8 protein-coding genes are annotated in these 14,721 nt (G+C 72.5%); 5 read left to right on the forward strand and 3 right to left on the reverse strand.

Annotation, left to right across the window (positions count from 1 at the left end):
• Positions 1-46 precede the first annotated feature (46 nt).
• From treZ to glgX, 3 genes are read right to left on the reverse strand one after another with little or no spacing between them, the layout of a single operon-like run.
• On the reverse strand, positions 47-1,780 hold the full coding sequence (treZ, locus tag Q2K19_RS29850) for a malto-oligosyltrehalose trehalohydrolase (protein WP_302765493.1): 1,734 nt from the start codon (positions 1,778-1,780) through the stop codon (positions 47-49).
• Positions 1,777-4,113, reverse strand: a complete 2,337-nt coding sequence (treY, locus tag Q2K19_RS29855) for a malto-oligosyltrehalose synthase (RefSeq protein WP_302765494.1) — start codon at positions 4,111-4,113, stop codon at positions 1,777-1,779. Before treY ends, treZ begins: the two co-directional genes overlap by 4 nt.
• A gap of 2 nt (positions 4,114-4,115) precedes the next feature.
• Positions 4,116-6,236, reverse strand: a complete 2,121-nt coding sequence (gene glgX / locus Q2K19_RS29860) for a glycogen debranching protein GlgX (RefSeq protein ID WP_302765495.1) — start codon at positions 6,234-6,236, stop codon at positions 4,116-4,118.
• A 320-nt stretch (positions 6,237-6,556) separates the two neighbouring features.
• On the opposite strand from glgX, the gene Q2K19_RS29865 reads away from it, so the two are divergent.
• From Q2K19_RS29865 to Q2K19_RS29885, 5 genes are all read left to right on the forward strand, one after another.
• Complete coding sequence (locus Q2K19_RS29865; protein WP_302765497.1) at positions 6,557-7,954, forward strand: glycosyltransferase family 4 protein; 1,398 nt, start codon at positions 6,557-6,559, stop codon at positions 7,952-7,954.
• Between the two features lie 172 nt (positions 7,955-8,126).
• Entirely contained in the window at positions 8,127-8,783 is a 657-nt protein-coding gene (locus Q2K19_RS29870; protein WP_302765498.1) for a response regulator transcription factor, read from the forward strand.
• Positions 8,784-8,906: 123 nt separating this feature from the next.
• Positions 8,907-11,015 carry a M14 family zinc carboxypeptidase gene (locus tag Q2K19_RS29875; RefSeq protein WP_302765499.1) on the forward strand — a complete coding sequence of 703 codons (2,109 nt, stop codon included), beginning with the start codon at positions 8,907-8,909 and terminating at the stop codon, positions 11,013-11,015.
• Positions 11,016-11,095: 80 nt separating this feature from the next.
• Positions 11,096-11,797 carry a fasciclin domain-containing protein gene (locus Q2K19_RS29880; protein ID WP_302765500.1) on the forward strand — a complete coding sequence of 234 codons (702 nt, stop codon included), beginning with the start codon at positions 11,096-11,098 and terminating at the stop codon, positions 11,795-11,797.
• A gap of 94 nt (positions 11,798-11,891) precedes the next feature.
• On the forward strand, positions 11,892-14,702 hold the full coding sequence (locus Q2K19_RS29885) for a M14 family zinc carboxypeptidase (protein ID WP_302765501.1): 2,811 nt from the start codon (positions 11,892-11,894) through the stop codon (positions 14,700-14,702).
• Positions 14,703-14,721 lie beyond the last annotated feature (19 nt).

Here is a 14,721-nt window from a genome sequence, read left to right on the forward strand (position 1 = left end):
GACCGCTCGTCCCGCCGTCGGCCGGCTCCGCGCAACGCCGCGGGTCTCAGAGGGCGACGATCGCCGCTGACTCGGCCGGCAGTTCGAGCCCGTCGCGCATCACGGTGACCCCGCTCTCCGTGGCCAGCAGCACGTTGCGCACCACGCCCGGCAGGTTGATCCGCTGCGGCTTGCCGGCCAGGTTCGCCACCACGAGGCACTCACTCCGGCGCATCAGCAGGAACTGGTCGCCGTGCCGGACGTCGACGTGGCTTAGCCGGGGGTCGGACAGGTCCGGCCGGCGCTTGCGCAGGGCGATCAGCCGCCGGTAGAAGTCGTACATCTCGCGGTGCTCGGGCTTGTCCAGCTCGGCCCAGTCGAGCCGGGAGCGGACGAAGGTCTGCCGGTCCTGCGGGTCGGGCACGTCCCCCGCCGGCCAGCCGTGCGCGGCGAACTCCCGTCTCCGCCCGGTCGCCACCGCCGTGGCCAGCTCCGGCTCGGGGTGGCTGGTGAAGAACTGCCACGGGGTGCTGGCCGCCCACTCCTCCCCCATGAAGAGCATCGGGGTGAACGGCGCGGTCATCAGCAGGGTGGCGCCGACCCGCAGCAGCCCGGGCGACAGGGTCGCGGAGATCCGGTCGCCGGTGGCCCGGTTGCCGATCTGGTCGTGGTTCTGCAGGTACGCCACGAACCGGTGCCCCGGCGTGCGCTGCCGGTCGACCGGCCGGCCGTGGCTGCGGTTGCGGAAGCTGGACCAGCTGCCGGTGTGGAAGAAGGCGCCGGTCAGCACGTCGGTCAGGCATTCCAGCGAACCGAAGTCGCCGTAGTAGCCCTGCCGTTCCCCGGTGAGCAGGGTGTGCAGCGCGTGGTGGGAGTCGTCGTTCCACTGGGCGTGCAGGCCATACCCGCCGGCCTCGCGCGGGGTGATCAGCTTCGGGTCGTTGAGGTCCGACTCGGCGATCAGCGACAGCGGCCGGCCGACGTGGGTGGAGAGCGACTCGACCTCGACCGCCAGCTCCTCCAGCCAGTGCACGGCCCGGGAGTCCGGCATGGCGTGCACGGCGTCCAGCCGCAGCCCGTCGACGTGGTAGTCACGCAGCCACATCAGCACGCTGTCGATGATGTAGCGGCGCACCCCGTCGGAGTGCGGCCCGTCCAGGTTGACCGCGCGGCCCCAGGGGTTGCTCTGCTCGGCGAGGTATGGCGCGAACCTCGGCGCGTAGGCCCCGGAGGGCCCGAAATGGTTGTAGACGACGTCGAGGATCACCCCCAGGCCCTTGGCGTGCGCGGCGTCGACCAGCCGCTTGAGGCCGTCCGGGCCGCCGTAGGGCTGGTGCGGGGCGTACCAGCAGACGCCGTCGTAGCCCCAGTTGTGCTCGCCGTTGAACGCGTTGACCGGCAGCAGCTCGATCAGGTCGACGCCGAGGTCGACCAGGTGGTCGAGGCGGCCGATGGCCGCGTCGAAGGTGCCCTCCGGGGTGAAGGTGCCGACGTGCAGCTCGTAGAGGACGCTGCCGGGCAGTTGCCGCCCGGTCCAGCCCTGGTCGGTCCAGCCGAAGGCGGCGTGGTCGTAGAGCCGGCTCGGCCCGTGCACGCCGGCGGGCTGCCAGGGCGACCGCGGGTCGGGCAGGGCCTGCTCGTCGTCGTCCAGGAGGAACGCGTAGTCGGTGCCCGGCCCGGTGCCCGGCACCTCCACCCGCCACCAGCCGCCGGGGCCGGGACGCATGTCGTGGTCGGCGACGCCGGGCAGCCGCAGCCGCACCCGGGCGGCTTCGGGTGCCCACACCGTGAACTCGGTCATGCGTCAGCCTCCACGGAGTCGGTGGGAGCCAGCAGGGCGACGGGATAGGTGCTCAACAGATCATGAACGAGCAGCTCAGACCCACTGTAGACCCGACCGGTGAACATGTCCGTAACACCTTGAACGGAAATCGACAGGATCGTGTCGCGCCAGCCGCCGGCCCGGGCCAGCCGCCGCGGCAGCCGGGTGGCCACCGCGATCGCGCCGCCCCGGTCGAAGGCCACCGCGTGGGCGCCGGCCGGCCCGCGCGCGGCCACCGGCCGGTAGCCGGTGAAGAGTTCCGGGTGGTCGCGGCGCAGCCGCAGGGTGCGGGAGACGACCAGCAGCTTGGCCGCACCGTCGGCGGCCACCGCCGGCCGGGCGCCGGCGTCGAGCCGGTCCAGCAGCTCGCGGCGTACCGCGAAGTCGACCGGGCGGCGGTTGTCCGGGTCGACCAGCGAGTTCTCCCACAGCTCGGTGCCCTGGTAGGTGTCGGGCACGCCGGGCATGGCGAGCTGGACCAGCTTCTGCCCCAGCGAGTTGGACCAGCCGGCCGGGGTGAGCTCGGCGGCGAACCCGCTGATCTCGGCGTGCAGCTCGGGGTCGTCGTACATCCGGTCGACCAGGGCGTGCAGCTCGTGCTCGAACGCCGGGTCGGGGTCGGCCCAGCTCGTCGACGTCGACGCCTCCCGGGCGGCCTTCTCCGCGTACGCGTGCAGCCGCTCCCGCTCGATCGGCCACGCGCCGACGGCGGTCTGCCAGAGCAGGTGGGCGAAGGCGGGATCGGCCAGCGGCGCCCGGGCCATCCAGCCCGTCACCCGCTCCGCCCAGCGCCCGGGCAGCTCGGCGAGCACGGCGAGCCGGGCCCGCACGTCCTCCCCGCGCTTGGTGTCGTGGGTGGACAGGGTGGTCATGCTGGCCGGCCAGCGCACCTGCCGGGCGGCGGCGAAGCGGTGGAACTCGGCTGGCGGCACGCCAAAGTGGGCCGGGCTGCCGCCGACCTCGTTGAGCGCGACGAACCGGCTCCACCGGTAGTAGGCGGTGTCCTCCACGCCCTTGGCCATCACCGCTCCGGTGAGCTGCGGGAAGCGGGCGGCCAGCTCGTGGTCGGGGTCGCGCAGCCGGGCGGTCACCGCGTCCAGGACCGCGGGGAGGTCGGGGCGGCGGCGGCCCGCCTCGGACCGGGCGGCGGCCAGGTGCCGGGCACCCTCCGGCGGGTAGCCGCGGTAGACCGGGAAGCAGGCGGCCAGCTCGCCGAGGGCGGCCCGGACCTGTTCGCGGGGCAGCTCGGGGACGAGCGCGGCGAGCCGGTGCAGCTCGGCGGCGAGCAGCCGGGTGGCCGCCGCCCACTTGGTCTCGTGGGTCAGGTCCGGCCAGGAGGTGTGCCGGCCGGTCAGCCGGGCGTCCAGCGCGGTGAAGTCGCCCGCCGCGTCCGGGTCGACGAAGAGCCCGCAGACCGCGGCGAGGGCGTCGTAGCCGGTGGTGCCGTCCACCGGCCAGTCCGGCAGCTCCTCGCCGTACTCGAGGATCTTCTCCACCACCAGCCAGGCGTCGGGCGCGGCGGCGCGCAGCCGGGCCAGGTAGCCGGCCGGGTCGCGCAGCCCGTCCGGGTGGTCGACCCGGATGCCGTCGAGATCGCCGGCGTCGGCCCAGCGCAGGATCTCCGCGTGGGTGGCGCGGAACACCACCGGGTCCTCCACCCGCAGGCCGGCCAGGTCGGACACGGCGAAGAAGCGCCGGTACGTCAGCTCGGTGTCGCCCCGTCGCCAGTTGACCAGCTCGTAGTGCTGCCGGTCGTGCACCTCGCGCGGGGTGCCGTCGCCGGTGCCGGCGGCGATCGGGAAGCGGTGCTCGTGGTAGCGCAGCTCCCCGTCGACCATCTTGAGGTCGTCCAGGGCGTCGGGGGTGTCGGCGAGCACCGGCAGGAGCAGCCGGCCCCGGTCCCAGTCGATGTCGAACCAGTCGGCGTACGCCGAGGCGCGGCCGGCGCGCAGCACGTCCCACCAGGCCGGGTTGGCCGCCGGCCGGGCCACCCCGGCATGGTTGGGAACGATGTCCACGACCAGGCCGAGCCCGGCCGCCCGGAGCGCGCGGAGCAGGCGCTGCCGGGCGGCTTCGCCGCCGAGTTCGGGGTTGACCGCGCGGTGGTCGACCACGTCGTAGCCGTGCTGCGAGCCGGGGGTGGCGGTGAGCAGGGGCGCGCTGTAGAGGTGGGTGACGCCGAGGTCGGCGAGGTAGCCGGCGAGGCCGGCGGCGGCGTCGAGGTCGAAGCCGGGGCGGACCTGGAGGCGGTAGGTCGACCCCACCCGCGCCGTCGTCGCCGTCGGCTCGTCGGGTCGGAAGGTGTCGGGCATGGTCAGGCCGTCCTCTCCAGGACCAGCAGCGAGCGGTCCGGCACGCAGACGGTGCCGCCCGCCTCGACCACCAGGGTCTTCTCCGGATCCGGGTCCGCGGTGCTGATGACCAGCTCCCACCGCTGCCCGAACTCGGCCCCGGGCAGGGTGAAGTCCAGGGGCGCGTCGTGCGCGTTGAACAGCAGCAGGAACGAGTCGTCCCGGTGGCGCTGGCCGTACTGGCCGCGCTCCGGGATGCCGTCGCCGTTGACGAAGAGGGCCACCGAGCGACCGAAGTCGTTGCCCCAGTCCTCGCCGGTCATCTCCCGGCCGTCCGGGGTGTACCAGGCCAGGTCGGGCAGGGCGGCGCCGGCGGCCCGGCCGCCGACCGGCAGCCCGGTGAAGAAACGGCGCCGGCGGAACACCTGGTGCCGGGCCCGGAACTCGGTGAGCCGCCGGACGAACGCCAGCAGCTCCTCGTCGGCCCGGCTCCAGTCGACCCAGGCCAGCTCGCTGTCCTGGCAGTAGGCGTTGTTGTTGCCGCCCTGGGTGCGGCCCAGCTCGTCGCCGTGGCCGATCATCGGTACGCCCTGGGAGAGGACCAGGGTGGCCAGGAAGTTGCGTCGCTGCCGGGCCCGCAGCGCCAGCACGGCGGGGTCGTCGGTCTCCCCCTCGACGCCGCAGTTCCAGGAGCGGTTGTGGCTCTCCCCGTCCCGGTTCTCCTCGCCGTTGGCCTCGTTGTGCTTGTCGTTGTACGAGACCAGGTCGGTGAGCGTGAACCCGTCGTGGCAGGTGACGAAGTTGATGCTGTGGAACGGGCGGCGTCCGTCGTCCTGGTAGAGGTCGGCGGAGCCGGAGATGCGGGAGGCGAACTCGGCCAGGGTGGCCGGCTCGCCGCGCCAGAAGTCCCGCACGGTGTCCCGGTACTTGCCGTTCCACTCGGTCCACTGCGGCGGGAAGTTGCCCACCTGGTAGCCGCCCGGGCCGACGTCCCACGGCTCGGCGATCAGCTTGACCCGGCCGACCACCGGGTCCTGCTGCACCACCTCGAAGAAGGTGGAGAGGCGGTCGACCTCGTAGAACTCGCGGGCCAGGGTGGCGGCGAGGTCGAAGCGGAAGCCGTCGACGTGCATCTCGGTGACCCAGTAGCGCAGCGAGTCCATGATCAGCTGAAGCGAGTGCGGGCTGCGCACGTTGAGGCTGTTGCCGGTGCCGGTGTAGTCGACGAAGTATCGGCGATCCTCCTCGGAGAGCCGGTAGTAGCTGGGCGTGTCGATGCCCTTGAAGCTCAGCGAGGGGCCCAGGTGGTTGCCCTCGGCGGTGTGGTTGTAGACCACGTCGAGGATCACCTCGATGCCGGCCGCGTGCAGCGCCTTGACCATGCCGCGGAACTCCTGCACCTGCTGGCCGAGCCGGCCGAGCGCGGAGTAGCCGTGGTGCGGGGCGAAGAAGCCGATGCTGTTGTAGCCCCAGTAGTTGCGCAGGCCGAGGTCGGCCAGGCGGTGGTCGTGCACGAACTCGTGCACCGGCATCAGCTCGACCGCGGTCACCCCGAGCCGCTTGAAGTAGTCGATCATCACGGGTGAGGCGATCGCCGCGTACGTGCCGCGCAGCTCCTCCGGGATGTCCGGGTGGCGCATGGTCAGCCCGCGCACGTGCGCCTCGTAGATCACCGAGTGGTGGTACGGCGTGCGCGGCGGCCGGTCGTTGCCCCAGTCGAAGTACGGGTTCACCACCACCGACTTGGGCATGAACGGCGCCGAGTCGGTCTCGTCCATCCGGTCCGGGTCGCCGCCCATCTCGTAGTCGTAGACGGCCGGGTCCCAGGTGACCTCCCCGTCGACCGCCTTCGCGTACGGGTCGAGCAGGAGCTTGTGCGGGTTGCCGCGCAGCCCGTTCGCCGGGTCCCACGGCCCGTGCACCCGGTAGCCGTAGCGCTGCCCCGGCTCGATCCCGGGCACGTACGCGTGCCAGACGTACGCGTCGACCTCACGCAGCTCGACCCGGCGCTCGGCGCCGGTGTCCCACTCGTCGAACAGGCAGAGCTCGATCTTCTCCGCCACCTCGGAGAAGATCGCGAAGTTGGTCCCCATCCCGTCGTAGGTGGCGCCGAGGGGGTAGCTCTCGCCCGGCCAGACCTGCATGTCGCTCCTTCGGCCCCTGATCATGAACGCACCGGACGGGCGGACCGCCGGTGCGCACGCCGCTAATGCCCCGCGTCACCGTCCGCCAATCCACCTGATCGGTCGGTAACCGAAGGCCACCCACCTGGACCCGGCTGACTCCTCGGGTGTCTTCCGTCACGAACGCCCATTTCCAGGTGCGTACCGACGCGTAATGCCTTTTCCTTGTTTGTGGACACGCGCGCCCGCGCGGGCCCGCCCGGCCTCTCGGCCACCCTCACCACGCTTCCCACGCCGCCACTGTCGCCGGCGCGTCCCACCATGCCTGGACGGAGATTGATGTGACCATCCTGCGGGTCGGCGAGCAGCCCGCCACCGCGACGGACCGGACCCACCGCCCCACCCTCACCTCCCGCCCCACCATCCCGCAGCAGCCCGGCGTGCCGCCCCGGACCCGCCGCATCCTCATGCTGTCGTGGGAGTACCCGCCGGTGCTCGTCGGCGGGCTCGGCCGCCACGTGCACGCCCTCTCCGTCGCCCTGGCCGCCGCCGGCCACGAGGTCACCGTCGTCACCCGCCACGCCGAGGGCGCGCCCCTCGAGGAGTACGCCGACGGCGTGCGCATCGTCCGCGCCGCCGCGGACCCGGTCACCTTCCCGCTGGCCACCGGTTCGCTGCTGGCCTGGACCATGGCGTTCAACCACACCCTCACCCGGGCCGCCCTGCGCGCCGCCGAGTCCGGCGGCTACGACGTCATCCACGCCCACGACTGGCTGGTCGCGCACACCGCGATGACCCTGCGCGAGCACCTGGACGTGCCGCTGGTCAGCACCATCCACGCCACCGAGGCGGGCCGGCACCAGGGCTGGCTCCCCGAGGAGATGAACCGCACCATCCACGGCGTCGAGCACTGGCTGGCCGCCGAGTCCGGCCGGGTGATCGTCTGCTCCGGCTACATGCGTGACGAGGTGGGCGCGCTGTTCGGCGTGCCGGTCGGACGGGTCGACGTGGTGCCCAACGGGGTCGAGCCGCACCGCTGGCGGGTGCCGGCCAGCGCGGTCGCCACCGCCCGGTCCCGCTTCGCCGGCGACGGCCCGCTGGTCACCTTCGCCGGTCGGCTGGTCTACGAGAAGGGCGTGCAGCACCTGCTCGCCGGGCTCCCCCGGCTGCGCGAGCGGCACCCGGGGCTGCGCGCGGTGGTGGTCGGCGACGGGCCGTACAAGGCGACCCTGGAGGCCGAGGTGCGCCGGCTCGGCCTGGGCGACACGGTCAGCATGCCGGGCTTCCTCGGCGGCACCGACCTGCCCGCGGTGATGGCCGCCTCCGACTGCTTCGCGGTGCCCAGCATCTACGAGCCGTTCGGCATGGTCGCCCTGGAGGGGGCGGCGGCCGGGGCGCCGCTGGCCGTGTCGCGCACCGGCGGGCTGGCCGAGATCGTCGAGCCGGGGGTCACCGGGATGACCTTCGCCCCGCAGGACCCGGACGGGCTCACCGAGGCGGTGCACGCGCTGCTCGCCGACCGGGACCGCGCCCAGGCCCTCGCCCGCCGCGCTCGCGCCATGGTCCACGAGCAGTACGGCTGGGCCGCGATCGCGTCCCGCACCGCCGCTGCGTACGCGGCCGCCATCGTGCAGGACACCGCGTTCACCGCCGAGCGGGCCGAGCAGCGGATGGTGCTCGGCCGGACGCTTCCGGCACTGCCGGAGGGCAACCTGCTCGCCGCCGCCGGCCTGCGCTGAGGCGTACCACGGGCGGGCGGCCCCCTCGCGGGTCGCCCGCCCGATGGTGGGTCACCGGGATGGCCGAGGCAGTTCGTTGTGCGGTCATGATCCGCCGTCCGGGCTGGTCACGGCCGCTGTCCATCGGACAGACTCGCGTGGACCTGTCAGGACGAGGTCCGAGGAGACGTGGGTGCGGGTGCTTCTGGTGGAAGACGACCTGCGCGTCGCGTCCGCGCTGGCCGCGGCGCTGCGCCGCCGGGCCCACACGGTCATCACGGCCACAACCGCATCGGAGGCGGCCGGGGCGGGGCCGGTCGACCTCGTCCTGCTCGACCTCAATCTGCCCGACCGGGACGGCCTGGAGCTGTGCCGGCAGATCCGCCGGGACAACGAGGACGTGGCCATCATCGCGGTGACCGCCCGGTCCGAGGAGCGGGACCGAGTGGCGGGGCTCCGGGCCGGCGCCGACGACTACGTCGTGAAGCCGTTCTCGATGGCGGAGCTGCAGGCCCGGATCGAGGCGGTGTTGCGGCGGACGGCCCGGGCCGCGCGCGCGGAGGCCACGCTGGAGGTCGGCGACCTGCGGGTCGACCTGAACGCGCGGCGGGTCTGGCTCTCCGACCGGGAGGTGAGCCTGACCCGCAAGGAGTTCGAACTGCTGATGGCGTTGGCCCGGCAGGCGGGGACGGTGGTGCCCCGGGACCGGCTGCTGATGGACGTCTGGCAGACCACCTGGAACTCCGGGCACACCCTCGACGTCCACGTCGCGGCCCTGCGCGGCAAGCTCGACGACGCCGGTCTGGTGGAGACCGTGCGCGGGGTGGGCTACCGGCTACGGCCGATGTAGACCGGCCGGGGTCTCCCCGGTCGATCCTCAGATCATTCTCAAGAAATCCCGCGCTGTCGACCGTGGACGGCGTGGTTGACGTGTGCTGTCCGGACCGTGTCATCCCACTGTTCTGGAGCTTTCATGAGAGACAGACGGACGACGGCCATTCTCTCCGTCCTGCTCGCCGCCAGCCTTGCGGTGGTCACCGGGCCCACGCCCGCGGGAGCCGCAGCAGGGCTGGCCGAGCCGAACCAGGTGCAAGGCCTCACGGTCGTGCAGGGCGACGGCTACGCCACCCTCGCGTGGACGCCGGTCGACGGCGCCACCGACTACCAGATCGAGCGCACCCCGGTCGCCGGCGACGACTCGGCCACCGGCCCCTCGGTGATCACCGGCGTCTGGCGGCCGAACCGCCAGATCAACAACTCCTCGCCGACCTTCGCCGACGCGGGCTTCAACCCGGGCGCCCGGTTCCAGTGGCGGGTGCGCGCCCGCTTCGGGACCACCGCGCAGCCGTACTCGTCACCGGTGGCCGGCACCACCACCCAGCCCTGGGGCGACCCGAACGTCCCGGGCGAGAACCTGCGGACCCAGTGGGAGACCACCCTTGCGGCGCAGTACACCAGCGATGTCAACGAGTACGCCTACACCGCGGAGATCGACGAGCTGAGCGACCGGGTCCGGGTGACCGAGATCGGCAGGACCGCGCTCGGCCGGCCGATCAACATGTTCGTCATCGGCTACCCCACGCCGGCGGCCACCCCGGAGGCGGTGGCGGCCACCTCGCCGCTGATGATCAACTGCAACGTGCACGGCAACGAGCCCGGCGACCGCGAGGGCTGCCTGATCATGGCGCGGAAGCTGGCCTTCAGCAACGACGCCCGGACGATCGACCTGCTGTCGCACACCACCGTCCTCATCGTCCCGACCATCAACGGCGACGGCCGGGCGGCGAACACCCGGGGCAACTCCACCGGGCAGGACCTGAACCGCGACTACTCGCTGATCCGCCAGCCGGAGACGTTCGCGCTGGTCAACATGCTGCGCCAGTACCGCCCGGTGGCCGGCTACGACGGGCACGAGTTCGGTAACTCCAGCGCCGGTGACCTGCCGATGCTGCCGCCGCGGCACCAGAACGTGGCCCAGTCGATCTTCGACGAGTCGCAGCACATGATCGAGGGCCACATGTACACCGAGGGCGCCAAGGACGGCTGGTGGCCGTGCCCGTACGGGTGTAACGGCGGCGGCAACGTGGGCCTGAGCGAGGAGACGATCCTGCGCAACACGCTGGGCCTCAAGAACGTCGTCAACTCCCTGCTGGAGCTCCGGAGCTCCGGTGGCACCACCCGGCCGGACGAGGGCAACACGGCGAACAACCGGCGGCGCAAGACGTACTCCGCGATGTGGACCTTCAACCAGTTCCTCGACTACCACCGGGCGAACCTCAAGGAGATCACCACGGCGCGGGCCGACGCGATCACCTTCCAGGTCTCGAACACCGGCCGGATCGTCTTCCGCGGGTCCCGCCCGATCGAGGCGCACCCGGCGCCGCACCCGGGTGAGGCCCCGCCGCCGCTCGACGCCCCGCGGGACGGCCAGATTCTCGACGACGCGCCGTGTGCGTACAAGCTCACCGAGGAGCAGTACCACGGGGAGCGCACCGACGGCCCGACCGGCCAGCGCACCACCGTGGCCCAGCGCCTCGCCGCGCACGGTTGGAAGGTGGTAAAGGTCGCCGACGGGTACGTGGTCCCGCTGGCCCAGCCGGAGCGGGGGCTGATCCCGCTGCTGCTCGACGGGCAGGGAGTCGAGAACCTGGTCGACGGCGAACGGCTGTACCCGACCGTCACCGGCCCGCACAGCGGTCAACTGGTGGTCTCCGGGGTGACCTGCCTGCGCGACGCGACCGTGACCGGTCCGGTCCGGGTCCGGTCGGGCGGAACGTTGATCGCCACCGGCTCGTCGATCATCGGCCCGGTGGACGCCAGCGGTGCGGCCGGGGTCTTCCTGACCGACACCGCGGTGGACGGCCCGGTCCGGATCGCACAGTCCAGCGGTCCGGTGGTGGTCGTCGACGCCACCGTCACCGGGCCGGTCGAGGTGTCGAACAACCAGGGCGACGCGCCGCTGGTGGCGGCCAACACCGTGACCGGTCCGCTGGCGTGCAGCGGCAACGCGGCGGCACCGGTCGACCTCGAGCTCGGCAACTCGGTGCAGGGCCCGAGAAGCGGGCAGTGCGCGAGCCTCTGACCCGCTGATCGTCGTACCGGCAGGGCCGGCCCATCGGGCCTGCCGGTACGACCCGCCCCCGACCGGACCTGGAGAACACCGTGGACCAGCCCGTCATCCGCCCGCGACCCCGATCCGTCCCCCGGCGCCGGCGGCCGGACCGCCGTCGTTTCCCCCGGCGCCGGCTGACCGCGCTCGCCGCGGTCGCCGTGTCTCTGGTGCTCACCGGCTGCACCCGCAGCAAGCCGGCTGCGGTCGGCGGAACGGCGGCAGCGGCGACGCCCGTCGTGAGCGGACCATTGTGCGATCTACTGCCTTCGGGCAACGATCCGGGCAACCCGGCGTCCCTGGCCGGCCAGCCGGCCGAGGTGGCCCTGCAGTGGCTTCCCGTGCTCACCACGTTCGACGCCGCGGTGCGGGCGTCCGGGCTGGCCGCCGACCTGCACGCCGGGTCGGGCCTGACCATCCTGGCCCCGACGGACGACGCGTTTGCGGCCAAGTTCTCCGAGGACAACCTGGACCAGCTGCTCCTCGTCCAGCAGGACACGCTCCGCGACCTGCTCCGCGAACACCTCGTCGCCGGTTCGCTGTCGCTGTCCGACATGGTGGCCGCCGGTGGGGTCACCACGCTCGCCGGCACCAGGATCACGGTCGCCGGTGGCGGGGGGACGGCGCGCCTGGCCGGCCAGGCCGACACCGTGTGCGCCGACTATCAGGTCGCCGGCGCGCGAATCCACATCATCAACCGGGTGCTCGGCAAGCTACCCACGACGGGCGGCGAGGACGGGCACCGCGCGCACTGACCCCCGCGCGCCCGATCTTGACCGCGGAAAAGCGCAGATCATAGGGTTTCGATCGAGATCGGTTGATCTCACCCAAGCGAAGAGAGGCATCCCGATGCGCCTGTCGAAGCGTCCGCCCGGGGCGGTCCCCGTCAAGAGAACGGCCAGCGCCGCAGCGTTGCTCCTGCTGGCCGGCATCACGCCGATGCTCGGTGGCGCCCCGGCCGGCGCCGCCCCCACTCCCCCCAGCTGCAGCACCGACCCGGCCGCCCGACTGTCCACCGTGCCCAGCCCGGAGTCCGCGCTGGGCTTCCCGCTCGGCGCCGGCCAGGAGCGGGTCGTCACCAACGACGAGGTCCGCAGCTACCTGAACGCCGTCGACGCCGCCTCCGACCGGGTGGTCACCGGCGTCATGGCGACGAGCGTGCTCGGCCAGCCGCTGCCGTACGCCATCGTCTCCAACGAGCGGCACGTCCAGCCGGGCGCCCTGCAGCAGATCGCCAGGGACATCCGCGACCTGCGGGACCCGCGCCGGACCACGGCGAAGAGGGCCGCCGAGACCGCGACCGACCGCCCGGCCATCGTCTGGGTGACCGCGAACGTGCACGGCGGCGAGAAGAGCGGCACGGACGCCGCCCTCAAGACCCTGTACGAGCTGGCCTCCGGACTGTCCTGCGCGGTCGCGGAGCGGAACGACAACCTGGTCACCGTCATCGTGCCAACCCAGAACCCGGACGGCCGCGACGCCACCCGCCGGCAGAACGAGTACGGCTTCGACATGAACCGGGACTGGTTCGCCCGTACCCAGCAGGAAACCGACGGCAAGATCGAACTCCTGCGGCAGTACCCGCCGCAGGTCTTCATCGACGCGCACGAGATGGGCGGCCGGCAGTACTTCTTCCCGCCGAACGCCGACCCGATCCACCACGAGATCGCCAGCGAGAACGTCGACTGGATCAACCGGATCGGCGAGGCCAACAAGGCCGGCTTCGGCTTCAACGGCGCCTGCGGCGAGACCGTCACCACCGAGTGCTACTTCAACTACGCGCGATACGACCTGTTCTACATGGGGTACGGCGACACCGTCCCGGCCGCCGGGTTCGGCGCAGCCGGCATGACTTTCGAGAAGGGCAGCGCGTCGGCGGTGGCCGACCGGGTCCAGCAGCAGTTCCACACCCAGTGGGCAACCCTCGGCTGGGCCGCCGCCAACAAGCACGAGGTGCTGAGCGGCTACTTCAAGATCTGGACGGACGCGCTCGCGGAGGGCAAGGTCGGCACGCTGGAGCCGAACGAGGTGGTCCAGCCGACCAACACCGTCCAGTTCCCGGTGCCGGACGTCAAGATCCGCTCGTACTTCCTGCTGCCCGACCGCCAGCTCGGCGACGTGCGCCGGCTGGTCGAGCGGCTGCGCCGGATGGACGTCGAGGTGTACGAGGTGACCAAGCCGACCACGGTCCCCACGGCCCGCGTCTTCGGCGGGCGCACCGCGAGCGACGTCGCGGTGCCCGTGGGCGCGTACTGGATCCCGATGGACCAGCCGCAGAAGCACTGGATCCAGGCGATCATGGGCGAGGACGCCTACGTGCCGTTCCCGTACTTCTACGACGTGTCGTCCTGGAGCAACCCGCTGCTGATGGGTGTGGACACCATCTACACCGGCGACGACGTCCGGCCCCAGGCCCAACTGGTCCGGCAGATCTCCGGCGGCAAGACCTCAGCGGCGCCGGCGTTCGGCTCGTACGCGTACCCGCTGGACTCCGCGGCAGCGGCTGAACTCACCTTCCGGCTGCTCGGCCAGGGTGTGCCGCTGGTCCGTGACCTCGAGACCAGCGTGGTCGGCTTCCCCGCGAAGAGCCTGACCTCGGAGCTCGACCAGGTCGCCCGGTCGCTCGGGGTGACCCTGGCCCCGAACGACGCGGCAGCCAGCGGGACCCCGGTGGACCTGCCGGACGTCGGGCTGTTCCGGGGCACCGGCATCTCCACCACCTCCGGCTCCCACGGTGAGGCCCGGTACGTGCTGGGCAAGCGGTGGGGCCTCGACCTGAAGCCGGTGACCACCGCCGACATCAACGACAACACCCCCGCGTTCACCGAGCGCACCGTGCTGCTCGTGCCGGACGGCAGCAGCGCGACCGGCGGGCTCACCGCCGCCGGGCAGGCCAATCTGCGGAACTGGATCGCCCAGGGCCACACCTACATCGGGTTGCGGAACGAGGGCACCCGGATGGCCCGGGCCGCCGGACTGACCTCGACGACGGAGAAGGCGAAGCCGGGCGGCTACCAGGTGCCCGGCTCGCAACTGCGGGTCGACGTCGATCAGGACAGCCCGGTCGCGCTGGGCCGCCCGGCGGAGGACTTCGCGTTCAACAACGACGACTCGATCCTGACCCCGAGCAGCACCGGCACCAACGTGCTCAGCTACCCGTCCGACAACACCTTCTGGTCGAACGGCTACTCGGTGGGCAGCGACGCGCTGAAGGGGACGGCCGCGCTGGTTGACGAGCCGACCGGCGCCGGCCGGGCGGTGCTGTTCGCGTTCAACCCGCTCTTCCGGGCGTACATCGAGAACGCGCAGCACCTGGTGGCCAACGCCCTGCTCTACCCGTCGGGTGCGACGAACCGCGCCGGCGCCCGCGCGACCGGCGTCGCCCCCGCCCGGGCGGCGGCCGCAGCCCAGCCGGTGGCCAGCAACCTGGGCGGCGAGTGGCGGCCGATCACGGTCGAGGTGGCGGCCGGCGACCGGGACCGCGCGGCAGCGGTGGTCGCCCGGTACACCGACACCGCCCGGGTCGCCGTGATGAACGGATCGGCCTACCTGGTGATCCCGAACCCGGACGGCCTGCAGGCCGACGAGCACCCGTTCCTGCGTGACCTGGTCAGTGCCCTCCGGGACGCGCAGATCCCGCTCCGCTCCCTGGTGGGCTGAGGCACCGGCCCACAACCGA

It is taken from the genome of Micromonospora sp. NBRC 110009, from assembly GCF_030518795.1.
Lineage (GTDB): Bacteria > Actinomycetota > Actinomycetes > Mycobacteriales > Micromonosporaceae > Micromonospora.